Consider the following 22,604-nt stretch of genomic DNA (forward strand, 5'->3'; position numbering starts at 1 on the left):
GGGGGACGCGGGCGCCAAGAGGTCAGGGGCGCCGATGGCTGGAAAGCCTGATGATTTTCCCGGAGCTCGGATTTTACCCGGATTCGCGGAGTATGCCGGATTCGGCCGGCGGGGGGATTGGCAGGTGTGCGTGTACCTGTCCCGAGCCGGCCGGCCGTAATGGTTCGGTAAGTGGCGCGTCGGGTGTGCCCCGCGGCTCCGGAGGCCACACTAGGGGAGCCTCCCCGGGGTCGCGGCTCGCGGGAGGCGGCCAGTGGTGGACGGAGACGGCGCTATCCGGGAGGAGCCGCCATCCGCCGACCACACGTCGACAGGTTCTGGTTCGCATGGGTGGCACGCACACCCGAGACCGAGATGGGGAGGTGCACATGGGAGAAAAGCTTCGCTCGGCAGTGCCGGCTCTCGCCGCCGCGGCGGCGGTCCTCCTGGCGCTGTCCGCGTGTGGCGGTGACGGCGGAGGCTCCGAGGAGGCCGCCGAGCCCCCGGCCGCCGACGGGGACTCGGGCGACAGCGAGAGCACCGGAACAGGGCTCGACTTCGAGACCAGAACCGTTGACGGCGACGACTTCGAAGGCGCTTCGCTGCAGGGCGAGCCCGCCGTGCTGTGGTTCTGGGCGCCCTGGTGCACAGTGTGCCGCGGCGAGGCCGAGGACGTGGCCAACGTCGCCGCGCGCTACGAGGGCGAGGTGGAGTTCTACGGTGTCGCGGGGCGCGGCGAGGTCGACGCGATGCGGGAGTTCGTCTCCGACACCGGCATGGAGCAGATGACGCACATTGTCGACGAGGACGGCGGTATCTGGTCCGGGTTCGACGTCACCGGGCAACCCTCGTTCTCGTTCGTCCGCCCGCACGGTACCCACCTGACGGTGTCGGGCACCCTCGCGGAGGAGGAGATCGACGGCTACATCGCCGACGAGCTGCTGGACGCCGGCCAGGACGCGTCGTGAACGAGCTGCCCTACGCGATCGCCGTCATCGCCGGCATGCTCGCTGTGCTCAACCCGTGCGGCTTCGCCCTGCTGCCGGGCTACATAGCGCTGTTGGTGGCCTCCGGCGAGGACCAGGGCACCCCCGCACCGGGCGCCCGCTGGCGCTCCCTGCGGCGGGCCCTGAGCAGCACCGTTGCCATGACCAGCGGATTCGTGGTGGTCTTCGCGGGTTTCGGGTTGGTCGTCACCCCACTAGCGCTCACAGTGGAGCCCCATCTCCCCTGGGTGACGGTCGTCGCCGGCCTTGCCCTGGTGGCCCTGGGCGGGTGGCTGCTCAGCGGCCGCGATATCTCCCTGGTACTGCCCAAGCCCAGCGCGGGCCGGCCGGTGCGCTCGCTGCGTTGGGCCGCCGTCTACGGCCTCAGCTACGCTGTCGCGTCGCTGTCGTGCACCATCGGTCCGTTCCTGGCGCTGGTCACCAGCGCGCTGAGCTCCACGAGCGCGGCTGGCGCGGTCGCGATGTTCCTTGCCTACGCGGCCGGGATGGGGCTGGTGGTCGCGGCGGTCTCGGTGGCCACGGCGCTGGCGCACGACTCCGTGGCCGCGCGGCTGCGCCGCGCGCTGCCGTACGTGACCCGGGCCAGCGGGGCGCTGCTCGTCCTCGCCGGCGCATACGTCGCCTACTACGGGTGGTTCGAGCTGCGGGTGTTCTCCGGTGGGGCGCCCAACGACCCGCTGGTCGGCGCCGCGACCGGCATACAGGCCGAGCTCGCCCGCTCGCTGCAGGAGCTCGGGCCCGGCTGGGTCGCCGCGGCGCTCGCGGTCCTGCTCACCGGGGCCGCGGCGGCCGCTCTGCGGCGTGCCCGGCGGGAAGGGGCGGAGCCCTCCCCGTCCCCGCCACGCACGTAGTCACGCGGGGCACCGGCTGAGGGCGTAGAGCACGGCCGCGGTGACAACGCCGTAGATGGTGTGGCCCACCAGGCTCATCATCGCGGCCTGGTCCACCGCGAACAGCGGCATTCCCAGCATCGCGGGCATGAGGACCAGCGGCCCCAGCACCCACCAGATCATCCCGTAGACCAGGCCGGCGCCGAGTACCGGTCCGATCCGGTCGGCGAAGGACCCCGCGAGCACCCCGAGGACCAGGCCGATGCCGGCCGAGATCACCAGGTGCACCAGCGCCCCCACACCGGCGCTGGAGCTGCCGACCAGCCCGGCGACCATTGTCAGCATGCCCATCATCGCCATGAGCACCCCGAACACGATGCCGCCGCCGACGCCGGCCACCACACCCTTCCAGGCGTGCGCGACCACATTGGAGGTGGGGAAGTAGGTCGTCGTTGACATGGTTTCCTCCGAACTCTCGACACGGACCGGCGGTCCGTGACCATCGCGGACAGAACCGCAGTAGGTACCGAGTCTGCGCGGCGGAGGGGAGGTCCGCGGGTGATGTGTCAGGGAGCGAACACAGTCCGTAGGAAGCGTCGGGGTCAGCGGGAGCCGAGGATGCGGCTCAGCCCGTCGGGGCCGCGGAGGTCGATCGCGGCGTAGCGCACGCCGATCAGCCCCTTGCGTTCGAGGTCCTTGAGGACCTTGTTCAACGACGGGCGCTGCACCCCGGTCATGGCGGCCAGTGTCCGCTGCGGGAGCGGCACCTGGTCGTCGACCGCCTCCTCCAGCAGCAACTGCACCACCTGCTCGGTCAGTGACCGGCCGAGGAGCCCGATGACGCGCTGCTGACTGGCCGCCAGGCGCTGGGCGACGCTGGACAGCCACCGCCGTGCGATCGTCAGCCGCTCGCTGAGCAACTGCTCGAAGTCGGCGGCGCTGAGGAACAGCAGGGTGGCGTCGTCCAGAGCGTGCGCGGTGTACGGGAGGGGCATGTCCAGCAGGTGCTGGATATCGCCGTCGACGTCGCCCGGCTGCAGCACGTGCACCACCGATCGCCGCCGGCCCGAGCCCACCGACAGTTCCACACGCCCCCGCCGCACGATCCAGACGCCCGGAGGCGCGGAACCGCTCCTGAAGACCAGCTCCCCGCGGGCGAGGTCGCTCGTGTGCAGGTACTTGGCCAGCGCCGTGAGGTCGTCGGAGGTCGGTGGAGCCGCCTCGCCGCGTCCCACGCAGCGGGCCACCCAGGCGGCCTGCCGGATGGTGAGCTCGTTGGCATCGCCCGGCCCCAGCAGGCGCATCGCCTGGCGCAGGGCTTCGGAGGGCAACCGGGACATCGCCATAGTCCCATCATGGCACCCGGGCCCGGCCGCCGCGTGAACGTGTGGTCACAGGGGAATGCCCTACGCGACCAACCGGATCCGCCAATGGAGGCGCCATGCCCACCCGCCCGCGAACCGTGGTCTTCGACGTGGTCGAGACGCTGATGTCGCTGGAGAACCTGCGTCCGCGCCTCGCCGAGGCCGGCCTCGACCCCGGCGTGCTGGAGCACTGGTACGACCGGATGCTCCGCGACGGCATGGCCCTGACCCTCGCCGGCGACTACGAGCCTTTTCCCCGGGTGGCCGGGGCGGCGTTGCGCGCGGTCGCCGGCGGCGACACCGACGATGACGCGGTGGCGCATGTGCTGGCCGGGTTCGGGACGCTCGATGCGCATCCCGATGCCGCGCCCGCAATGCGGGCGCTGGCCGAGGGCGGGGTCGCGATGGTTTGCCTGACCAACGGCGCCGCCGAGACCACCACGGCCTTCCTGGAGCGCAACGGTCTCGACGGGTTCCTCGACCGGGTCATCAGCGTGGCCGACGTGCGGAGCTGGAAACCGCCCGTCCGCGTCTACGACCACGCGCTCGACCAGCTCGGACAGTCCGCCGGCGCCGTCGCCCTGGTCGCGGTGCACGCGTTCGACTGCCACGGCGCCAAGCGGGCCGGCCTCACCACCGGCTGGGCCAGCCGGCGCGAAGGGCGCTACGCCGACATCTTTACCCCCGCTGACGTCGAAGGAAGCGACCTCGCCGAGGTAGCGCGCGGGCTGCTGGCCCTGCCACAGGGCGGCGCCGGGTGACGCGGGAGTGTCCCGACATGCGCCGGACGCGGGCGGGTCGCAGACGAGGTGCGGGCCGCGCCGTGGGGAGCGGCCGGTGGGTGGGCGGCTCCCCGGCGGCCCAGGAAGTCTTTGCGTGTTCGGTGCCGGTGCTGCGCGCGGTGTGCGCCGGACGCGACCGGGCCGGGCACGCGAACGCGTACCCGGCCCGGTGCTGCTGTGCTGTTGCGGTTGCGCCGCTCCTCGTCGGAAGCGGCCCGACCTACACGGTCGACAGCGCCTCGCTGGGCGGCATCCGGGCCGCCCGGCCCGCCGGGTAGGCGCCCGCGACCACTCCCACGACGACGGTCGCGCCGGCCGCCGCCGCGAGCACCCACACGGGCAACGCGAACGACCAACCACTGGCGGCCGCGAAGACCGCGGTCACGACACCGCCCAGAACAGCGCCGCCGATCCCGCCGAGGCCGGCGAGCAGCACCGCTTCCCCGAGGAACTGCCGGCGGACGTGCGCCCGGGTCGCGCCCAGGGCCCGTCGCAGGCCGATCTCGGAGCGGCGTTCGAGCACGGCGATGACCATCGTGTTCGCCACCCCGATCCCACCCACCAGCAGCGCGACGCCGCCGAGTGCCAGCAGGAGCGACGTGAGCGTCTCGTCGGCCGCCGCCTGCGCGGCGAGGGCATCCGACGGTCGGCTGACCTTGACCTCTTGCGGGTCCGACGGGTTGACCGTCGCCGGCAGAAGGGAGCGCACCTTGTCCACGGCCTCCTCGTTGGACCGCTCGTAGATGGTCGTCGGCGTGCCGTCGAAACCCAGCCGGTCCGAGGCGGCCTGCCAGCCGACCATGGCCGAGGAGTCCAGCTCGGGCGCGAGTGGGATCGGATCGAGGATGCCCACGACCGTGAACCACTCGCCACCGAGCCATACCTGGACGCTGCCGTCGGTGTGCGTGATGCCGAGGCGCTCCGCGGCGGTGGACCCGAGCACCACGGTGGGGTACGACGCGAGCGCGTCGTCCAGCCAGCGCCCCGAGCCGACCGTGCCGCCGACGGTGTCGAGCAGGTCGAGCCGGGCGGCGTTCACCGCCAGCGCGTTCGTCTCCTTCTCGTTGATCCTGTCGTTGCGGTAGACCGCCGTGTCCTCGACCGCGCCGACCGCGCTGACGTTGGTCACCGGCTCGATCCGGGAGACCATGTCGACGCTCTCCTCGGGCAGTGTGACCTCCTCGCCGTCGAACGAATCGCCCGGCGTGACCGTGAGCAGGTTGGTTCCCAGGGCCCGAAGTTGTTCGTTGACCTCGGCGCGGCTGCTCGCGGAGATGCCCACAACCGCCACCATCGCGGCGATACCGATGGCGATCCCCAGGGCCGACAGCACGGCCCGCAAGGGGCGCGCCCGCAGCCCTGCTGCCGCGACGCGCACGGTATCCCGGGGACCCAGCCGTGAAGGTGTCGGGTTCGCCCTGTTCATGGCTGCCCCACCCGTTCGTCGGAGGAGATCCGGCCGTCGAGGAGGCGTACCTGGCGCGGCAGTTGGTTGGCGACGTTGTGGTCGTGCGTGATGACCCCGATCGTCGTTCCGGCGCCGTGCAGCTCGCGCAGCAGCTCGATGACGGCGGCGCTGGACGTGGAGTCGAGCGCGCCGGTCGGCTCGTCGGCGAGCAGCAGGGACGGCTCACCCACGAGCGCCCGTGCCACCGCCACGCGCTGCTGCTGGCCACCGGAGAGCTCGTTGGGCCGGTGGTGTGCCCGGTCGGCGAGGCCGACCCTGTCGAGCGTCCGCCGGGCCAGTTCGCGCCGCCGCCCGAGCGGTGCCCCGCTGTAGAGCAGGCCATCGGCCACGCTGTCCAGCGCGGGTACCCCCGGTGGCAGGAAGAACTGCTGGAAGACGAAACCGATCCGGCGGCCGCGCAGTGCCGAGAGCTGGCGGTCGGTCAGCTCGTTGACGTCGTGGCCGTCGATTCGCACCAGCCCGGAGTCGGCCCGGTCGAGCGTGCCCAGGATGTTGAGCATGGTCGACTTGCCCGAGCCGGACGGCCCGACGATGCCCACCATGTCGCCGGAGGTGATGCGCAGGCTCACCCTGTCGAGCGCTCGTACCGGGGGACTGCCCGGGTACACCCGGCTGACGTCCGCGAGCTGGACGACCGGGTACTCCCCGGGTGGTGCGTCCGTGAGGTGCGCCGTCACCGTTCCGCCACCCCCACGACCGTTCCCTCGCCGATTCCGTCACCGGAGACCTCGACCTTTTCCCCTTCGGACAGTCCGGTCTCGACGGGCACGACCGACGTGGTGCCGTCGCCGGCCACGACCTCCAGGCCGTGGCCGCCCTCGCTCAGCGCCAGCAGTGCGGTGACCGGTGCGACCAGGACGTCCTCACTTCGGTCCACCTCGACGACGATGTCGACCGGGGAGCCCAGCAGGGATCCGTCCACCTTCTCGGACAGGGCGACTTCGACCTCGACGGTGGCGTCGTCGGCTTCGGGCTCGTCCCCACCCCCGCCGCCCTGGTCCTGGACGGCGCTCGCCGAGACCACGGTTCCGGTGACCTCGTCGTCCCCGGGAAGCTGGACAGTGACCTCGGTGTCGGTCGCGACCAGATCGCGGTCGGTGGCCTCCATCTCCATGGTGGCCACCGGGTCGGAGCCGGTGACGTCGACCACCTCCGCGCCGGGGCTGACCTGGCCGCCGACATCGGCGTGCGTGGCGTCGACGGTTCCGCTCTCGGGCACGAACACGGCGTCCGACCGCGCCACGGTGCCGGTTTCGTCGAGGTCGGCGTCGGCCTGCCACTCCCGCACCGCGTTCGCGGTCAACCCGGTGTAGTGCCGGTCGACGGTGAAGCCGTCGTAGCCGAGCTCGGCGAGGTTGCGCTCCAGCTGCTTGACGTCGCGCCCGGAGACGCCTGGAGCGAGGTCCCGGTACATCGGGATCTCCCCTACCAGGGAGATCACCGGATTCTCGTCGATCCGGTACAGCTCGTCGCCCCGTCCGACATCGGAGTCCTGCTCGGCCATCCGGGTGATGGTGCCTTGCCGCGGTGCCTTCGCCGTGAACGGGTCACCGCGGCCCAGCGTGCCCGACCATGTTTCGGTCTCCGCGATCGTCCCGCGCGTGATCTCAGCGGTCTCCGGTGGGGCCGCCGGTTCGCCGGCCGCCTCGGCGTCCGAGCCGCCCAGCGGGATCCAGTACCCGGCGGCGACGGCCATCGCGACGGCGACACTCCCCGCGGAGCACAGCGCGACCGTGCGCCAGCGGCGGGGCCGGATGGCCGTGGGCCCGTTCCGCTGTTCGCCCTGCGGTTCGTTCTGCCGCCCGTTCTCCCGCTCGGGCGTCGTCTCCGTCATCGTGCCACCTCCGAACCCCGCCTCTTGGCGCGGCCGTTCACGGGTTCCCCTTCTGGACGTGGACGGGCGCACCGCCGGTCTCGTCGCGGCACTGCTCGCCCGCGTCCTGGAACTCGCTGGAGCTGGGGTCGACGTCCTCGGGCAGGTTGAGAGTCCCGTCCGCCCCCGGGTCCGGCATGTCGATGTCGTTGTCCCGCATGCACTCCGTGAACGCCTGCAGGTTCTCCAGGTCCTCCTCGCTCACCTCGGGCGGCTCGCCACCGTTGGGCAGGTGTTCCTCGCACTCCTCAATCGCCGCCTCGGTGTTGGGGCCCTCGGGGACCCCGCCCGGCGCCCCGCCCCCGGAATTCGACTGCGAGTCCGGCATGTCAACCCCGTTGTCCCGCATGCACTCGGAGAACTCCAGTCGCTGCTCCTCGTCCATGGCGGCGGGCCCCTCTTCGGCCCCGCCGCCCTCAGCGGCGGCGACCGGGTCACCACCGCCTCCTCCGCTGTCGCCGCTCCCCCCGCAGGCGGCCAGCCCCAGCACCAGGAACAGAGCAGGGGCGGCCAGCAGTGGACCGCGCATGAGATCGCCTCCTCGGTCGGTTCGGCCACGACACCGCGTCGTGACTCTCGGTCGATCGGCAGTCAGCATGCGGCAGGCATTGTCAGAAACCTGTTGGAATGTGGTCAGATCCCGCTTCATTTATGGCGGGCCCGCGCGGGGTGGGCCAGACTCGGGGGCATGCCCGCACGCATCCTGATTGCCGAAGACGACCGCAAGCAGGCCGGTCTCATCCGGGGGTTCCTCGAACGCGAGGGGTACACGACGACGATCAGCCACGACGGCCGGTCCGCGGTCGAGGAGGTACGGCGGCAGCGGGTCGACCTTCTGGTGCTCGACCTGATGCTGCCCCGGTTGGACGGCCTGGACGTGTGCCGCGTCGTCCGCTCCGAACAGGACATCCCGGTCATCATGCTCACCGCCCGCAGCAGCGAGGACGACCTGTTGCTGGGGCTCGCTCTGGGGGCCGATGACTACCTCACCAAGCCCTTCAGCCCGCGGGAGCTGGTCGCCCGGGTCCGGACCGTGCTGCGGCGCGCCACCCGCGCCACCTCCGCCGACCAGGAGCAGTACCAGGTCGGCGGGCTCAGCGTCGACCTCGCGCGCCACGAGGCCCGCGTCGACGGTACGCGGGTGGAGACCACCCCGGCGGAGTTCAATCTCCTCTCGTGCCTGGCGGCGGCGCCGGGTCGCGCGTTCCCCCGCCAGTTGCTGCTGGAGCACGCGTCCGGCCTCGGCCGGGACGCCACCGCGCGCACGATCGACTACCACGTGATGAACCTGCGCCGGAAGATCGAGCCGGTTCCCACCCGCCCCCGGTACCTCCTCACCGTGTACGGCGTTGGCTACAAGATGTCCGAGCCCGCCGAGGACGCGGCCGCGGACGGGGACGAGGCGGGCGATGCGGCGTAGCCTGCTGCTCCGGCTGTTGGGGCTCTCCCTGGCCGTGGCCTCCTTCGGGATTGTCGCCACCGCGTTGCTCGCCACCTACAGCACGGGTTCCCAGTTGCGTGATGAGTTGGAGAGCACCCCCTCGCTGCTGGAGACCGACAGCGGAATCCGCAGCACCCTCCTCCGCTACGCACTGGAGAACGACGGGTGGGACGGTGCCGGACCCCTGGTTCGCGACCTGGCCGAGGAGACCGGGCGCCGGATCACCCTCACCACGCCCGATGGCGAGCCGATCATCGACTCGGCCGAGCTGCTCGGCCAGGCGGCCGGCGACCGGCCGGCGAACCCGGCCGCCCGCATCGACGCGGCCGCGCAGAAGGGCACGGGCGAGCTGACCGTCGCCACGCAGCGCTCGGGATCGACGTCGGGGATTTCGGCGAACACAGCCCTGGGCTCCTATAGCTGGCAGATGACCGAGCAGGAGAAGGCCGAACGGCAGGCTCTCGCGGACGAGGCGGTCGAATGCCTCGAACGCGAGGGGATCGACGCCACGATCGACGTGCGCGGCGGGAGCCAACTGCTGTTGAGCACCTCCAGCACCGGGGGAAACGGTGCCGGGCTGCCCGACCCCGAGTCACCCTCCGTTGAGTCCTGCGTTCCCGAGGACCTGAACGCGCCCAGCGTCGCCGCCCGCGACCTCAACGAGCGCACCGTGGAACTGACCACCGCGTGCCTCGATGACGAGGGACTGGCCCACGAGGTCTCGCGGGACTCCCACGGCATGAGTGTGGTGCGGCCTCCCGCGGACGGCAACGGCCAGGACGAGCCCTCGCGTGTGTGGAAGCGCTGCGAGGACACGGCGCGGGCCACGGCGATGGAGCCGTACGTCGCCCCGGCGGCCGACCTGTACCTGGGGTCGAGCGAGCGGTTCGCGCCACTGTCCCCGGAGGGCTGGTCGCGCACCGCGGTGACCACCGCGGTGATCCTGCTCGTCGCGGCCGCCGTCACAGTGCTGGCCGGGCGGCGGCTGCTGCGGCCGATTCTCGCGCTCACCGCCGCCGCCCAGCGTATGGAGTCCGGTGACCGCGAGGCCCGCGTGCCCGTGGCAAGCGGCAACGATGAGGTGGCCCGGCTCGCGGAGGCGTTCAACGCCATGGCCGAGTCGATCGAGAACAGCGACCGGCAAAAGAAGGCCCTGGTCAGTGATGTGGCCCACGAGCTGCGCACGCCGCTGGCGAACGTCCGCGGCTCCCTGGAGGCGGCGGAGGTCGGTGTGCTGCCACTCGACACCGCGCTGGTCCAGTCGCTGTTGGAGGAGTCCACACTCCTGGAACGGCTCGTCTGCGACCTGCAGGATCTCGCCCTCGCTGACGCGGGGATGCTGCGCGTCAACCCGGAGGAGCGAGACGCCGCCGACCTGGCCGGCCAGGCGGTGGCCGCGCACCGCACGCGGGCCGAGACCGCCGAGGTGGACCTGCGCCTCGACGTCCCCGAGACCGCGCCGGTGCACGCCGACCCCGCACGGCTGCGCCAGGCTCTGGGCAACCTGGTGTCCAACGCGGTGACGCACACGCCGCCCGGCGGGTCCGTGGAGGTCGCGGTATGCCACACCGACGAGTGGGCCACGCTCACCGTCACCGACTCCGGCCCGGGCATCGACCCGGAACACCTGCCGCACGTCTTCGACCGGTTCTACCGCGCCGACCCCTCGCGCAGCCGCAGCACCGGCGGAAGCGGGCTCGGCCTGGCCATCACCAAGCACCTGGTCGAGGCGCACGGCGGCACCGTCGACGCCACCAGTACCCCGGGCGAGGGCTCGGTGTTCCGCATCCGCCTGCCGAGAGCAGAACCGGAGTGAGAGGCGGGCACGGTTGGGCCGCCGGCGCCCAACCGGCCGCGGCGCCCGACGGTGGCTACTCCCGCCGTGGGCTGCCCGAGGTAATGACAACCAGAGAGAGGACGATTCCGCCGAGCGCGAGCCCCGCCGCGCTGTAGAACGCGAGCTGGAATCCCTCGGTGAGGGCCGCCGCGCTTTCGGAAGAAGGCGCGCCGGGAGCACGGTCGTGGGCGACGTCGACCCGGGCGAAGGCGAGGGTGGAGAGCACCGCGATGCCGAGCGCACCCCCCATCTGCTGGGTAGTGCTGACCAGGCCGGAGGCGAGCCCCGACTCGCCCTCCCCGCTGAGGGCGTGCATGATTGTGCTGACAACGCTGACCAAGGTCGTCCCGAGCCCCGCCCCGGCGATCAGGGCCAACCAGAGCAGGTCGGGAAAGTAGCTGCTGCGGACATCGACCTGCGCGAACCACACCAGCGCCCCAGCGACCAGGGTGAATCCCAGGACCAGCAGCGGCTGGGCCCGAACCGGCTGACCAGGCGAGAGGCCAGGCCTACCGCGACCAGGAGCACCGTGAGGCCCATCGGTACGTAGGCCAGGCCGGTCTCGAACGCGCTGTAGACGAGAACCCGCTGCATGTACATCGTGAGGAAGAAGAACAAGGAGAGCATCGCGCTGGACAGCAGAATCCCGCAGAGCACACCGCCGTTCACGTTGCGCAGGCGAAACACGGCGAGCGGTAGGAGCGGCGCCCGGTGGCGCGCCTCGATGATGACGAAGAGGGTGAGTAGCGCGGCCGCCCCCGCTAGGCAGGCCAGGGTGACGGGCGCACCCCACCCCACGTTCTCGGTGCGCACGACCGCGAAGATGAACAGCCCCAGTCCGGTCGTGACGGTGATCGCCCCGAGCGGGTCGAGTGCGGTCCGCTGGGCCGCGGACCCGGGCGGCACTGGATCTGCTCGGCACCGAGGCCGCCCACGACGAACCCGGCCAGGACGCCGCCCTGCACCGGCTGTTGGACTTCGTGCTGGTGCTGGCCTTGCGGGCCTGGTGCGCCAGGCAAGAGGAGACGCTGCCCGCCTGGTGCCGGGCGCTGGCCGATCCCGTGATTGGCGACGCACTGTACCTCATGCACAACGACCCTGCCCACCGGTGGACCATCGCAGCGCTGGCCGCCAAGGTCGGGATGTCCCGCGCCGCCTTCGCCGTACGCTTCACCAACGTCGTCGGGGAACCTCCGCTCACCTACCTCACCAGATGGCCGCTGACCTGCTTCGGGACACCGAGGCAACCGTCGCCACCGTGGCCCGCCAGGTCGGCTACGAGGACGCCTTCGCCTTCAGCGTGGCGTTCAAACGCGTCCGCGGCCGCAGTCCTTCGACGTGGCGGCGCGCAGCCGGATCCGCGCGTTGAACACGGCCAATCTCGGGCCCCGCGCCACGCCCCGTCCCGGCGGCCGTTTCCGCCCTCCGGGCCTGTTGTGCTCACCCCCAACGAAGGGCTGGGCAACGCTGACGTCGCGCACATTTCGGCAGCCGGGGCGGGGTGCATACGCTCGGTGAACAGGCGTGCCCCTTCGACGCCTGACCATCGGCGACCTGGAGGCGTGATGTCATCAGCCAACCATCAGGAGGCGGGTCCGCTCTCTCCGGTGATGCACGAACTGTCCCGCATCACCGGTGCCGTGGAGTCCGAACGTGCCGAGCGGGATCGGGCGACCATCGAGGCGCTGCGCAAGGAGGTCACCGAGCTGCGGGCCACGGTCGCCCAGTTGCGTGCGTCGCGCCCGCCGGCCGCACGGCCCCCGCGTCCGGTGCCCTCCGGGACGTTCATCCCTGAAGGCTTCTCCCAGGAGCTCCCGCAGGCGCGTTCGCACGCCGACGCGTAACGCCGGCGGCGTCAGGAACCGGCCACGATGGCGCGCACCGTCGCGACCGGGTTGGCCGTGGGCGCCAGCACCACACCGTTGACCAGACCGCGGATCCGGGACACCAGGTCGAGAGTCAGCTCCAGGCCCACCCCGTGCGCGTGGTCCCCGGCGTTGTAGAGCGCGTCGAGCGTGCGGCGCGGGATCCGGACGTCGGGGACCTCGTGTGCGAGCAGTTCGGCCTCCGCGAAGGAGGTCAGCGGCTGCACGGCGGCCAGCACCGACACGTTGTCGGTGGAGATGAGCTCAAGGAGGCGCTCCAGGTCGGCCGGGTCGAACACGGGGCGGGTGACGAGGAAGCGGGCGCCGGCATCGATCTTCCAGGTGGCCCTGGCCGCCTCCCGGGTGGGCTCGCGGCTGCCCGGGTTGATCCGGGCACCGATCTCGAACTCGGTCTTCGCGGGCAGTTGGAATCCGGAGTAGTCCTCGCCGTTGTTCAGGCCGGCGAGCAGCTCGATGAGGCCGTAGGAGTCGACGTCCCAGATGCCGTCGACGTGCGGGTAGTCGCCGAGCAGCGGCGGGTTTCCGGTCTCGCAGATGATCCGGCGCAGGCCGAGCGTGTGCGCGCCCAGCAGGTCGGCCTGCAGCGCCATGATGGTCCGGTCCCAGGTGGTGACACTGGCCAGAGTCTCGATGCCGAGCCTCTGGTGCAGGTGCAGAGCGAGGTTGACCGGGTTCACCTGCGCTCGGGCGTTGCGGGAACCAACCACCGACACCTGCCCGATCCCGGCGTCCCGCAGTTGGCGTGCGATGTCCAGCGACTCCTCGACCCCGCCCGCTGGCGAGGGGGCCAGCTCGACCATGAACTCGTCGGGCCCGGTGATAGGAGCCGGGCCGTCCGCGGCGGTCGAGGGCCGCGCGCTCGCGCGCGGGGTCGCCACCAGCTCCGGGCCGCTCCGCCGCCGGTACTCCTCGGCGGCCTGCACGATGGCGGCCAACTGGGTCGGCGTGGTGCCGCAGCAGCCACCGACCAGCCGCGCGCCGGAGTCGAGCAGCTCCCGGACATAACGGAGGAAGTACTCCGAGTCGATGTCGTACTCGAAGCGCGCCGGGGCGACCCTGCGGGGCAGTCCCGCGTTGGGTTGCACGGTCAGCGGGCGGTCGGTGTGCTCGCGGAGCGCGCGCAGCACGGCGAGCGAGCCCTGCGGGCCGAGCGTGCAGTTGAACCCCAGCGCCTCGATCGGGGCGCCGGCGAGTGCGGTGACGACGTCGCGCGGGGTGTGCCCGCTGAGCGTGCGGGTGTCGCTGCCGAAGGTGGCCTGCGCGACGACCGGCACGGCGGCCTGCTCCGTCGCGATCTCGACCGCCTCGACCAGCTCGTCAAGGTAGCCGAAGGTCTCCAGCAGGACGAGGTCCACGCCGGCCCCGGCCAGCGCGGTGGCCTGCTCACGCAGTGCGTCGCGGCGCTGTGCGGCGCTGGTCCGGCGCCGCTGGTGCACGTTCACGGCCGGCGCCACCGATCCGGCGACCAGCACTGACCGGCCGGCCTGTGCGGCCTCCCGGGCCAGACGCACGCCGGCGCGGTTGATCTCCTCGACCTGGTCGCCGTACCCGTACGCGGACAGCCGGAGCCGGCTCGCCCCGAAGGTGTTCGTCTGGATGACGTCGACCCCGGCGTCGACGTAACTGTTGTGGATGGTGCCCACCAGTGCGGCGTTGGTCAGGTTGAGCGCCGGGAGCGCCTGGTCCAGCGAGTTGCCGGCGGCGTGCAGCATCGTGCCCATCGCGCCGTCGCAGACGAGGATCCCGTTTTGCAGGGTCTGGCCAAGGTTCATCAACGACTCCCGAGTCCGGTGAGGATCTCCACGGCGACCTCGGCCATCAGCCGATCACGGTGCACGTTGAAGGAGAGCCCGGTGATCTCCTCGACGCGTCGGATCCGGTAGCTCACCGTGTTGGGGTGCACGTGTAACCGCTCGGCTGTGCGGCGCGGGCTGCTGCCCTCATTGAAGTAGACCGACAGCGTGTCCAGGTACTCGACACCGGTGGCCTGCTGCTCCCTGGTCAGGCTGCCGATCACCTCGTCGGCGAACGCGCGCAGGTCGGCGACGTCGGGAACGCGCAGCAGGAGCCGGTGGATGCCGAGTTCGGCGAAAGCGGTGACACCGCCCGAGTCGCCCATCCGCAACGTGGCGGCGAGGGCGCGGCTGGCCTCGGCGTAGGAGCGGGCGATGTCGGCCGCGGTGCGGCACGGGCTGCCCACCCCGACCGCGGCCGCGCCGATGCGGCGCCCGATCGCGTCGACGCACGACTTGGCCAGCGTACGGATCTCGGCCAGGCCGTCGCCGTTCCGGTCGTCCGCTGGCACTATGGCCACGACCTCCCCCGGCCGGCTGGCCACGATGGCGCTCGGAGCGAGACGGGAGACGAGCGGCTCGACGCCGGCGATCCCGGCCCCCGAGTCAGCGCGGGCCAGGGCGACGGCCAGCACGTAGTACGCGCGGGTCGGGTCGTAGCCGAGGTGCCGCGCCCACCGGTCGACCTCGCCGTCCTCGCGATCGCGGGCGTGCAGCAGGCCTTCGAAGAGCTCCTGCCGGGCCCGCCCGGCCGCCGCGGCCACGACCACGTCCCGGCCGAGCATCACCCCGCAGACCATGGCGGCGTGCTCGGTGACGAGTAGCCGCATGTCCTCGGTAGAGCCGTGCTCGCGGCCGCCCACCGCGAGCAGGTAGCCGGCGACGTCCTCCCCCACCGAGACCGGGGCGACGATCACCGACGCCTCGTCGTCGGTCAGCACCGGGACCGTGAGTGGCCGGCGGTTGCGGGCCGCCGCGGCGAGCACGGTGTGCGGCCCGGAGCCGCCGGCGTGCTCCCGCAGCTTGCCGAGGACGGTGGCCGGATCGTCGATTCCGGCGTAGGCAAGCACCTCAAGTGTGCGGTCGAGCAGGGCGACCTGCGCCTCCACGCCCTCGGAGAGGAACCGCACGACCATCGCGAGGTTGGTGTCCTGGGATGCCATCGCGGAAAGCTGGCCGCACATGGCGACGATCCGCCGCAGGAACAGGGCCTCGTCGGCGGGGTCGCCTTTCCGGGGGAGCTCTCGGCCGGGCGTGCGCGGGGGGTACCCGGCCGCGTCCGTCGCTGGCTCGGGAGCCGTGCTCATGCCCGAACCCTAGAGCCGCGGATCCCGTGCGAGCAATGGCCGCACCGGTGTCCGTGAAACGGGATTGTTTATTTTGTGGCAGAACACAAAATGAGTGCCATTTTTCTTGTTCTCGCTCCCAGGAATGGGTGTCCGGAGTCGCGGTGGCTGACCCAAACCCCCGAGTTACGGCGATCACTGCGCGTAAGGAGGGTTGATGTATCGTTGTGCGCGGCCACAAAAAACCAGCGTACACGTTGCCGTGAAAGCCGAAGACATTGCCGTTTCTCCGCTGCGATACTTCGAGTGTTCGGCGGTTCGCGAGCAGGAGACAAATGGACGGAATGGCCCCCAACGCTTTGTTCGAATTTTGTGAGCGAGCCGAGAATTGCCGACCGAATTCGCTAGAGGCGGGCACCGAGTAGTCCGGCTCACCAGGAGACCGGGAGAACGATCGTGACCAGCACAGCTCAGCCGGGCAGCCCGTGGCCCAGGCCGTCGCGCCCGCGGCTCCCCGCCCGCGCGGCCTACGCGCTGCACACCCTCCTCGCGGCGAACGCGGTCTACCGCCGCCTCGCCAGCTACCTCGAACGCCGCCCGACGCTGTACCGCTGGTTCACCGCGGGCGAGCGGGCCGGCAAGGAAGCGCTGTTCGGCTGCCGCATGTGCGGCCAATGCGCGCTGCCGGCCACCGCCTACACATGCCCGATGACCTGCCCGAAACAGCTTCGCAACGGGCCGTGCGGCGGCGTGTCGCCAGCGGGGCGATGCGAGGTGTACCCCGAAATGTCCTGCGTGTGGGTGACCGCGTTCGACCGCGCCGAGCGAACCGGCCACAGCGGCGACCTCGACCTGCTGCAGCGCCCGCTCGACAACCGGGAGTGGGGCCGCAGCTCATGGGTGAACTACTGGCAGGGGCGCGACGAAAACCTGTGGACGGGGGCCACCGGCGACAACCCGCACCCCTCGCTGAGCCCCGTGTCTGGGCCGGCGCAGTGGTGAGCCTTCCAGACGGCGGTGCGGCCGGGCTGCGGGGGACCCTGGCCGCGGGGCACTTCGCGGTCACCGCGGAGGTCGAGCCGCCGCGCGATTGCGACCCCGAGGCCATAGGGCGCAGCGCCGCACTGCTGCGGGACTGGGTCGACGCGGTCAACATCACCGACAACCAGGGTTCTCGGGTCCGCATGTCGAGCCTGGCCGCGAGCCTGCTGGCGCTGCGCGCCGGCCTCGAACCGGTGATGCAGCTCAGCTGCCGCGACCGCAACCGCCTCGCCCTGCAGTCCGACCTGCTGGGGGCCGGGGCGCTGGGCGTTCCCAACGTGCTGATGCTGACCGGTGACCACCCGCGGTTCGGCGACCACCCCGAGGGCAAACCGGTGTTCGACCTCGACGGAGTGCAGCTCGTCTGGGCGGCGCGCACCCTGCGGGACGACGGCGCTCTCATGTCCGGCGGGAAGATCGCCACCCCGCCCGCGTGGTCCATCGGCACAGTGGAGAACCCGTTCGCGCCTCCCGCCGGCTTCCGGGCCCGGCGGCTCGCCAAGAAGGTCGCCGCGGGGGCGGATTTCGCCCAGACCCAGTTCGTGTTCGACATCGAGGCGTTCGAGCGGTGGATGGCCGGTCTGCGCGAGCTCGGGGTCACAGAACACTGCGCCGTCATCGCCGGCGTCGGCCCGATCCGCTCGCTGCGCGCGCTGGAGTTCATGCGCAGTGGCGTACCGGGGGTCGTCATCCCCGGCCACGTCGAGCGGCGGCTGCGCGCGGTGCCCGCTGACCGCGTGGCCGACACGGGCATCGACCTGTGTGTCGAGACGATCCAGCGCCTCACCGCGATCCCCGGTGTCGCGGGCGTGCACGTAATGGCATTCGGCCAGGAGCGCCGGGTGCCCGAGATCCTCCAGCGGGCCGGCGTGGGACCCGCGACCCGCACCAAGGCCGCCAGCACCACCCCCGAGGGAGGCAACCACCATGATCGTTGACTTTCGGCCGCACACCCGCCTGGTGGGCGAGACCCCGATCGACCTCACGAGCTCGGTGGCACCCGTAGTGCAGGCGCTCACCGAGGACGCCGCCGACCTGGACCGGCTGCGGCTGGTCTGCGACTGGGTCCAGTACCGCGAGAACTTCCGCGACGTGGTGGAGCTCCGGCCCATCCTGTCCCGCCGGCACGCCACCGCCCGCGATCCGGTACCCGCCCCCGGCACCGCCCGTGAGAACCACGACGACCAGGTGGAGATCGCCGTGGACCTCCGGCGCAGCTCGGGCCTGCCGCTGCGCGAGGTCACCGCCGGCCGGCTGCGGGAGGACGCCGGGCACCTCGTGTTCCTGGAGGACTGGTGCCCCGGGCGGGAGAGCTGCGTCTGGGAGTTCAACGCGCTGTACTGGTCCGCTCTGCGGAGCTGGGAGGCGGCCTCCGGCCGCGGGTACGAGCAGGCGCTACCCGGTGGGGAGAGCGACGCCCGGAACCGCGACGCGGCCGCGGATCTCATTCGCGAGCTGTTCACGGTGTGGGACGGGCTGGCCGCCTCCGGCGGTTTGCCCGAGGAGCTGTACGTGGTGGAGCTCGGGGTGGGCAACGGCAACCAGGCCCGGGTGTTCCTCGACGTCTTCCGCGAGATCGACCGGGAGCGAGGCCGCGACTACTACCGGCGGCTGCGCTACCTCATGTGCGACTACTCGCGGAACGTGCTCGACACAGCCAGGGAAAACGTCGCCGACCACGCCGCACGGGTAAGCGTGTTCGCGATGGAGGCCACCCGGCCCAGCGCCTCGCTGGGCTTCCTGCGGGACAAGGCGTTCCTGGTCTACCTCTCCAACGTCTACGACAACCTGCCCACCGACGAGATCGCGCACATCGGCGGCCGTACCTACCGGGTGGAGACCCGCGCCTACCTCCCGACGGCGGAGGCCGCGGACCTCGCCGAGTCGGTGGCGGCGAGCCCGGAGGAGCTGCCCGGCCTGGTGCGCGAGCTGCTGCGGCTCGGCCCGTCCCTCCTGTCGGAAGCCGCGCCGGCGCATTTCGCCGATACCTGGGCCGCGGTGGAGTTCTGGCGGCGGACCTGGTCCCTGGTGCGGCTCAAAGAGCGCTACGTTCCGCTCGGCGGACTCGGCCGCTACCCGCTCGCGCCCTCGGTCAGCGGCGACGCGCTGCGGCCCCTGCTGGAGCCGGGGGCGGATGTCCGGATGCACGTGAGCAACGATGCGCTGGCCAGCTTCACCGACACCCTCGGCCTACTGCACCCCTTCGGCACGCTGGTCTGCCACGACCTGTTCGTGACCGACGTGCAGGAGTACCGGACGAGCTTCCGGGGGCCGGGCAAGTACGACGGATCGGTGGTGAACTGGGTGAACGGGCCGCTGCTCGCGCAGGTCGGCCACCGCAAGGGCTTCGACGTGGGTTTCGCTCCGTTCCGCCACCGCAGCGGCACCAACATCGTCACGATGACCGCACGGGCGCGGGACTGACGCGGGGACGCGCCCGGCCGCATCCGTGCGACTGGAGGCGCCCCACTCCGGCGTATCCCGGTTGTCCCCGCACCCGCGACCACCGGCGGTAGCGGTCAGACGTCAGCGGGCGCGGGCGTGGGCGTGCGCCGCGCGCCCGCTGACCAGGAGGCCGGCGGTCACCGGCCGGCGCGCAGCCGGGCGAGCCAGCCGCGGAGGCCGCGGGCGGGCGCGGCGGCCGGCCCCTCCCGTTCACGCTGTTCCAGGAGGTGCGGAGCGTGGGTGCGCGCGGCGTCGAGAACCGCGGCGACGCTCGGGTTCACCATCGTCTGCGAGCCCACGACCACGGTCGGAACGGTCTCGTCGCCACCGGTGGCGACGCGGACCCGGGCCGCGGCGGATTCGTCGCTCCAGATGTTGACCTGGTGAAACGGCACCCGCTCTTTTCGGAGGTTCCTGCGCAACGCGAAGCAGAACGGGCAGCCCGGGCGCCAGTAGAAGATCACGCTGTCGGCCGGTTCCTCGCTCACGCCGTACCTCCTTGCCCTCTCTGCCAGTTCCCCTCATTGTCTGCCCGGTGCCGGGGGCGGCGCGAGGGTGTGTCCGCTGGCTGGCACATCGCCGCGGCCGGCGGAGCGGCCATCCGGGTCGGCGCGCGACACGCCCTTGGGGACTCGGGCGCGGCCGGCACGGTGCGTAGCATCAGAGCCCCTGGCAAGGGGTAGGGGCTGTCCGGGCACTGACACTTCGCCGCACGTGGACCCGGCGGCGGTGGTGTGGTCCTCGTGCGGTCGAACTCCAACGAGGCGGGAGGGCTGAGATGCCGTCCGACGAAGTCGATGTCGTGGTGGTCGGGATGGGACCCGGGGGCGAGGCAGCCGGGTCCCGCCTCGCCGAGGCCGGATTGAGCGTGCTGGGTGTCGAGGGACGCCTGGTCGGGGGCGAGTGCCCCTACTACGCGTGCATCCCGACCAAGATGATGGTCCGCGGCGCCGACGCGCTCGCCGAGGCCCGGCGGGTCCCGCGGCTCGCGGGGACGACCGAGGTGCGCCCCGACTGGACGCCGGTCGCGGACCGGATCCGCGACGAGGCCACCACCGACTGGGACGACCAGATCGCGGTCCAGCGGTTCGAGGACTCCGGTGGGCGCTTCGTCCGGGGGTTCGGCCGCATCACCGGCCCCGGCGAGGTGGCCGTCGCTGTGTCCGCGTCGCCGCCGCACGATGAGGGCTACCACGTCTACCGGGCGCGCCGCGGGATCGTGCTCAACCCCGGCACCGAGCCCGCCATCCCCCCGATCGAAGGGCTGGCGGGGACCCCCTTCTGGACCAACCGGACCGCCGTCAAGGCGCGTACGGTCCCTCGCTCGCTGATCGTGCTCGGCGGAGGGCCGGTCGGGCTTGAGTTCGCCCAGGTGTTCGCGCGTTTCGGCGCCGACACCGCACTGGTGGAGGCAGCGCCGCGGCTGCTGCAGCACAGTGAGCCCGCCGCCTCCGAGTGCATCGGCGAGGTGTTCAAGAACGAGGGAATCGCCGTGCACACCGGCACTACCGCCCGCCGCGTCCGGTACCAGGACGGCCAGTTCTCCCTGGAGCTCAGCTCGGGCGCGACGCTGTCGGCGGAGCACCTGCTCGTGGCCACGGGGCGGCGCAGCGACCTCGCCGCGCTCGGGGTGGGCACCGTCGGGCTCGACGAAACCGCCCGCAGTATCGACGTGGACGAGCGTATGCGCGCCACTGACGGGGTGTGGGCCATCGGCGACGTCACCGGGAAGGGCGCGTTCACCCACACCTCGGTGTACCAGGCGGCCATCGCCGCGGCCGACATCCTTGGTGAGGACGGCGGCACCGCCGACTACCGCGCCGAGCCGGCGGTGACCTTCACCGACCCCGAGGTCGCCGAGTGCGGCCTCACCGAGGCCCGGGCACGGGAACGGGGGTTGGCGGTCCAGACGGGGAGCGCCGCGGTCCCGTCGTCGGCGCGCGGCTGGATCCACAAGGCCGGCAATGACGGGTTGATCACGCTTGTGGCCGACACCGACCGCGGCATCCTCGTCGGCGCGACGGTTGTCGCCCCATCGGGAGGCGAGGTGCTCGGAGCCCTCGCGGTGGCCATCCACGCCGAGGTGCCGCTGGCCCGGCTGCGCGGCATGATGTTCGCCTACCCGACCTTCCACCGGGCCATCGGGGACGCCCTGGGCGCCCTGCCCGACCAGTGAGAGGCCTAGTAGTACTTCGTTGGGTTGCCGAGTTCGGGCGGTGGCACCGGGGGAGCCGCCTCGTCAACCGCTGACCAGTCCGGCCGCCATTCGGTGGGGCCCGGACCTCGGTGCTTCTACCGACCTCCGTCCGCGTTCTCGGTCCAGCGGCGGGTGAGGCCGGCGAGGCGCCAGGCCAGGCGGTTCCGGACTCCGGGGACCCTGCCGAGCAGCCCGAGGACGGTGTTGCGCAACGGACGGCGCGCGCGGCCGAGGGTGGCGATCCGGGTGAGCCGGCTGGCGAGCGCGACGACCTCCTGGGCGACCGGCCTGCGGGAGGCGGCCCAGGTGTCGAGGAGGTCGGGCGAACCGCCGTCCAGGACCCGGCCGAGTGTCTGGGACATCGAGACGGCGTCCTCGATGCCGAGGTTCATGCCCTGGCCGCCGGCCGGGGAGTGGACGTGCGCGGCGTCCCCGGCCAGCAGGACGCGTCCCGAGCGGAACGTGTCGGCGATGCGATGGTGCACCCGGAAACGCGAGCCCCAGACCACCTCGTCGACGACCGCCGGGGCGGCCTCGGGGCCTCGTGCGTCCAGCAGACCCTGGGCGAACGCGGCATCGGGGTGTTGGGGCGCCTCGTCGACCGTGGCCACGATGCGGTGCCGGCCGTCGGGCAACGGGGCGACGACGACGAGTCCGGCGGGGGAGAAGTACAGGATGACCTCGTTCTGCGGGACACCGCCGGAGAGACGCACGTCGGCAAGGGTGAAGGACTCGGCGTAGGTGCCACCCTCGAAGCCGATCCCCGTTTGCTCCCGCACGGTGCTGTGCATGCCGTCGGCCCCGACCACGTAGCTGGCGCGGACGCGTTCACCGCCCTCGACCGTGGCGGTGACGCCGTCTCCGTCTTGTTCGAGCGTGGTGAGCGTGTAGGGACGCAGCACCGTACCGCCGAGCTCCTTGAGCCGGTCCAGCAGGATCGCCTCGGTGTCGGCCTGGGAGATCATCAGTGTGTAGGGGTACTTGGTCGGCAGCTCGGAGAACTCGACGGGGATCAGTATCCGGTCGCGGTCGCGGATGGTGAACCGCGACGTGTGGACACCGCGCGCGACCATTGGCGCGGAGACGCCGTAGGGATCGAGTATCTCGAGGGTGTGCGCGTGCACCACGGCCGCCCGGGAGGTGTTGGCGCCCGCCGCCTGGTTGTCGATGACGGTGACGTCGCGGCCTTGCTGGGTGAGTGCGACCGCGGTGCTGAGCCCGATCGGGCCCGCGCCAACGATCAGCACCTCTGTGGTGGTGGGGAGCATCGTCTTCTCCTGCCAGCGAACTTATACCAACATTTGTTGACTTAACGGTACGCCGCCGGAGCGCGTTTGCCAACAGGTGTTGGCCAACAAATGCTGGTCGCTGCCCG

Annotated in this window: 23 protein-coding genes and 1 pseudogene; 12 read left to right on the top strand and 12 right to left on the bottom strand. The window is 71.8% G+C overall.

The annotated features are described in order from the left end of the window. Positions 1 to 368: 368 nt before the first annotated feature. A complete protein-coding gene (locus F4561_RS02015; protein WP_184574208.1) occupies positions 369 to 947 on the top strand; it encodes a redoxin domain-containing protein in 579 nt (192 codons plus the stop codon). Continuing rightward, positions 944 to 1,837 (top strand): cytochrome c biogenesis CcdA family protein, encoded by an 894-nt coding sequence (locus F4561_RS02020; protein ID WP_184574210.1) that lies wholly within the window; start codon positions 944 to 946, stop codon positions 1,835 to 1,837. Before F4561_RS02015 ends, F4561_RS02020 begins: the two co-directional genes overlap by 4 nt. Here the strand turns inward: F4561_RS02020 and F4561_RS02025 are convergent, their stop codons facing one another. Further along, positions 1,838 to 2,275: a hypothetical protein gene (locus F4561_RS02025; protein ID WP_184574212.1), complete on the bottom strand. Its 438-nt coding sequence runs from the start codon at positions 2,273 to 2,275 to the stop codon at positions 1,838 to 1,840. A gap of 143 nt (positions 2,276 to 2,418) precedes the next feature. Beyond that, positions 2,419 to 3,162 carry a Crp/Fnr family transcriptional regulator gene (locus F4561_RS02030; protein WP_184574214.1) on the bottom strand — a complete coding sequence of 248 codons (744 nt, stop codon included), beginning with the start codon at positions 3,160 to 3,162 and terminating at the stop codon, positions 2,419 to 2,421. Between the two features lie 95 nt (positions 3,163 to 3,257). Here F4561_RS02030 and F4561_RS02035 point away from each other — a divergent pair, with 95 nt between their 5' ends. After that, complete coding sequence (locus tag F4561_RS02035) at positions 3,258 to 3,941, top strand: haloacid dehalogenase type II (protein ID WP_184574216.1); 684 nt, start codon at positions 3,258 to 3,260, stop codon at positions 3,939 to 3,941. A 241-nt stretch (positions 3,942 to 4,182) separates the two neighbouring features. Here F4561_RS02035 and F4561_RS02040 read toward each other — a convergent pair whose 3' ends face one another. The 4 genes from F4561_RS02040 to F4561_RS02055 are packed head-to-tail and all read right to left on the bottom strand — an operon-like array spanning position 4,183 to position 7,832. Next, positions 4,183 to 5,388, bottom strand: coding sequence for an ABC transporter permease (locus F4561_RS02040; protein WP_184574218.1), 1,206 nt, complete (start codon positions 5,386 to 5,388; stop codon positions 4,183 to 4,185). Continuing rightward, positions 5,385 to 6,107: an ABC transporter ATP-binding protein gene (locus tag F4561_RS02045; RefSeq protein ID WP_184574220.1), complete on the bottom strand. Its 723-nt coding sequence runs from the start codon at positions 6,105 to 6,107 to the stop codon at positions 5,385 to 5,387. The genes F4561_RS02040 and F4561_RS02045 overlap by 4 nt, the downstream gene beginning before the upstream one ends. Then, positions 6,104 to 7,264 carry a peptidoglycan-binding protein gene (locus tag F4561_RS02050; protein WP_184574222.1) on the bottom strand — a complete coding sequence of 387 codons (1,161 nt, stop codon included), beginning with the start codon at positions 7,262 to 7,264 and terminating at the stop codon, positions 6,104 to 6,106. The genes F4561_RS02045 and F4561_RS02050 overlap by 4 nt, the downstream gene beginning before the upstream one ends. Positions 7,265 to 7,301: 37 nt before the next feature. Continuing rightward, complete coding sequence (locus tag F4561_RS02055; RefSeq protein ID WP_184574224.1) at positions 7,302 to 7,832, bottom strand: hypothetical protein; 531 nt, start codon at positions 7,830 to 7,832, stop codon at positions 7,302 to 7,304. Between the two features lie 159 nt (positions 7,833 to 7,991). Here F4561_RS02055 and F4561_RS02060 point away from each other — a divergent pair, with 159 nt between their 5' ends. Together F4561_RS02060 and F4561_RS02065 are read left to right on the top strand one after the other, a co-directional pair. Beyond that, a complete protein-coding gene (locus F4561_RS02060) occupies positions 7,992 to 8,723 on the top strand; it encodes a response regulator (protein ID WP_184574226.1) in 732 nt (243 codons plus the stop codon). Continuing rightward, positions 8,713 to 10,560 (top strand): sensor histidine kinase, encoded by a 1,848-nt coding sequence (locus F4561_RS02065; RefSeq protein ID WP_184574228.1) that lies wholly within the window; start codon positions 8,713 to 8,715, stop codon positions 10,558 to 10,560. Before F4561_RS02060 ends, F4561_RS02065 begins: the two co-directional genes overlap by 11 nt. 55 nt (positions 10,561 to 10,615) lie before the next feature. Here the strand turns inward: F4561_RS02065 and F4561_RS02070 are convergent, their stop codons facing one another. After that, complete coding sequence (locus F4561_RS02070; RefSeq protein WP_184574230.1) at positions 10,616 to 11,011, bottom strand: MFS transporter; 396 nt, start codon at positions 11,009 to 11,011, stop codon at positions 10,616 to 10,618. Next, entirely contained in the window at positions 10,948 to 11,487 is a 540-nt protein-coding gene (locus tag F4561_RS02075; RefSeq protein ID WP_184574232.1) for an MFS transporter, read from the bottom strand. The genes F4561_RS02070 and F4561_RS02075 overlap by 64 nt, the downstream gene beginning before the upstream one ends. Between F4561_RS02075 and F4561_RS33550 the strand changes: the two are divergent. The 3 genes and pseudogenes from F4561_RS33550 to F4561_RS02085 form a co-directional block, all read left to right on the top strand. Then, positions 11,454 to 11,534, top strand: a pseudogene (locus tag F4561_RS33550) (hypothetical protein); the annotation flags it as partial. The gene F4561_RS02075 and the pseudogene F4561_RS33550 overlap by 34 nt on opposite strands. Before the next feature lie 260 nt (positions 11,535 to 11,794). Next, entirely contained in the window at positions 11,795 to 11,950 is a 156-nt protein-coding gene (locus F4561_RS32240; RefSeq protein ID WP_246437344.1) for a helix-turn-helix domain-containing protein, read from the top strand. Positions 11,951 to 12,146: 196 nt separating this feature from the next. Then, positions 12,147 to 12,425 (top strand): hypothetical protein, encoded by a 279-nt coding sequence (locus tag F4561_RS02085; RefSeq protein WP_184574234.1) that lies wholly within the window; start codon positions 12,147 to 12,149, stop codon positions 12,423 to 12,425. A gap of 11 nt (positions 12,426 to 12,436) precedes the next feature. Here the strand turns inward: F4561_RS02085 and F4561_RS02090 are convergent, their stop codons facing one another. Then, positions 12,437 to 14,239, bottom strand: a complete 1,803-nt coding sequence (locus tag F4561_RS02090; RefSeq protein WP_184574236.1) for a bifunctional homocysteine S-methyltransferase/methylenetetrahydrofolate reductase — start codon at positions 14,237 to 14,239, stop codon at positions 12,437 to 12,439. After that, positions 14,239 to 15,567, bottom strand: coding sequence for a PucR family transcriptional regulator (locus F4561_RS02095; RefSeq protein WP_184574238.1), 1,329 nt, complete (start codon positions 15,565 to 15,567; stop codon positions 14,239 to 14,241). The genes F4561_RS02090 and F4561_RS02095 overlap by 1 nt, the downstream gene beginning before the upstream one ends. Before the next feature lie 435 nt (positions 15,568 to 16,002). On the opposite strand from F4561_RS02095, the gene F4561_RS02100 reads away from it, so the two are divergent. Genes F4561_RS02100 through F4561_RS02110 form a run of 3 tightly spaced genes read left to right on the top strand, consistent with a single transcriptional unit; the run spans position 16,003 to position 19,011 of the window. Beyond that, the gene (locus F4561_RS02100; RefSeq protein WP_312885099.1) at positions 16,003 to 16,548 is read left to right on the top strand and encodes a methylenetetrahydrofolate reductase C-terminal domain-containing protein; all 546 of its coding nucleotides are present in this window, start codon (positions 16,003 to 16,005) and stop codon (positions 16,546 to 16,548) included. Continuing rightward, positions 16,545 to 17,525, top strand: a complete 981-nt coding sequence (locus F4561_RS02105; RefSeq protein WP_221445330.1) for a methylenetetrahydrofolate reductase — start codon at positions 16,545 to 16,547, stop codon at positions 17,523 to 17,525. The genes F4561_RS02100 and F4561_RS02105 overlap by 4 nt, the downstream gene beginning before the upstream one ends. Next, positions 17,515 to 19,011 (top strand): class I SAM-dependent methyltransferase, encoded by a 1,497-nt coding sequence (locus tag F4561_RS02110; protein WP_184574242.1) that lies wholly within the window; start codon positions 17,515 to 17,517, stop codon positions 19,009 to 19,011. The genes F4561_RS02105 and F4561_RS02110 overlap by 11 nt, the downstream gene beginning before the upstream one ends. A gap of 158 nt (positions 19,012 to 19,169) precedes the next feature. On the opposite strand, the gene F4561_RS02115 is transcribed toward F4561_RS02110, so the two are convergent. Further along, entirely contained in the window at positions 19,170 to 19,520 is a 351-nt protein-coding gene (locus F4561_RS02115) for a glutaredoxin domain-containing protein (RefSeq protein ID WP_184574244.1), read from the bottom strand. Between the two features lie 290 nt (positions 19,521 to 19,810). On the opposite strand from F4561_RS02115, the gene F4561_RS02120 reads away from it, so the two are divergent. Continuing rightward, a complete protein-coding gene (locus F4561_RS02120) occupies positions 19,811 to 21,208 on the top strand; it encodes a dihydrolipoyl dehydrogenase family protein (RefSeq protein ID WP_184574246.1) in 1,398 nt (465 codons plus the stop codon). A gap of 116 nt (positions 21,209 to 21,324) precedes the next feature. On the opposite strand, the gene F4561_RS02125 is transcribed toward F4561_RS02120, so the two are convergent. Further along, a complete protein-coding gene (locus tag F4561_RS02125) occupies positions 21,325 to 22,497 on the bottom strand; it encodes an FAD-dependent oxidoreductase (protein ID WP_184574248.1) in 1,173 nt (390 codons plus the stop codon). Between the last annotated feature and the right edge of the window lie 107 nt (positions 22,498 to 22,604).

The organism is Lipingzhangella halophila, from assembly GCF_014203805.1.
Lineage (GTDB): Bacteria > Actinomycetota > Actinomycetes > Streptosporangiales > Streptosporangiaceae > Lipingzhangella > Lipingzhangella halophila.

Bases quoted from the DNA above. Each gene is read 5' to 3' on its own strand.
- F4561_RS02015 (WP_184574208.1), top strand. From the start codon at position 369: ATGGGAGAAAAGCTTCGCTCGGCAGTGCCGGCTCTCGCCGCCGCGGCG.
- F4561_RS02025 (WP_184574212.1), bottom strand. From the start codon at position 2,275: ATGTCAACGACGACCTACTTCCCCACCTCCAATGTGGTCGCGCACGCC.
- F4561_RS02030 (WP_184574214.1), bottom strand. From the start codon at position 3,162: ATGGCGATGTCCCGGTTGCCCTCCGAAGCCCTGCGCCAGGCGATGCGC.
- F4561_RS02035 (WP_184574216.1), top strand. From the start codon at position 3,258: ATGCCCACCCGCCCGCGAACCGTGGTCTTCGACGTGGTCGAGACGCTG.
- F4561_RS02040 (WP_184574218.1), bottom strand. From the start codon at position 5,388: ATGAACAGGGCGAACCCGACACCTTCACGGCTGGGTCCCCGGGATACC.
- F4561_RS02050 (WP_184574222.1), bottom strand. From the start codon at position 7,264: ATGACGGAGACGACGCCCGAGCGGGAGAACGGGCGGCAGAACGAACCG.
- F4561_RS02055 (WP_184574224.1), bottom strand. From the start codon at position 7,832: ATGCGCGGTCCACTGCTGGCCGCCCCTGCTCTGTTCCTGGTGCTGGGG.
- F4561_RS02060 (WP_184574226.1), top strand. From the start codon at position 7,992: ATGCCCGCACGCATCCTGATTGCCGAAGACGACCGCAAGCAGGCCGGT.
- F4561_RS02065 (WP_184574228.1), top strand. From the start codon at position 8,713: ATGCGGCGTAGCCTGCTGCTCCGGCTGTTGGGGCTCTCCCTGGCCGTG.
- F4561_RS32240 (WP_246437344.1), top strand. From the start codon at position 11,795: ATGGCCGCTGACCTGCTTCGGGACACCGAGGCAACCGTCGCCACCGTG.
- F4561_RS02085 (WP_184574234.1), top strand. From the start codon at position 12,147: ATGTCATCAGCCAACCATCAGGAGGCGGGTCCGCTCTCTCCGGTGATG.
- F4561_RS02090 (WP_184574236.1), bottom strand. From the start codon at position 14,239: ATGAACCTTGGCCAGACCCTGCAAAACGGGATCCTCGTCTGCGACGGC.
- F4561_RS02095 (WP_184574238.1), bottom strand. From the start codon at position 15,567: ATGAGCACGGCTCCCGAGCCAGCGACGGACGCGGCCGGGTACCCCCCG.
- F4561_RS02110 (WP_184574242.1), top strand. From the start codon at position 17,515: ATGATCGTTGACTTTCGGCCGCACACCCGCCTGGTGGGCGAGACCCCG.
- F4561_RS02120 (WP_184574246.1), top strand. From the start codon at position 19,811: ATGCCGTCCGACGAAGTCGATGTCGTGGTGGTCGGGATGGGACCCGGG.
- F4561_RS02125 (WP_184574248.1), bottom strand. From the start codon at position 22,497: ATGCTCCCCACCACCACAGAGGTGCTGATCGTTGGCGCGGGCCCGATC.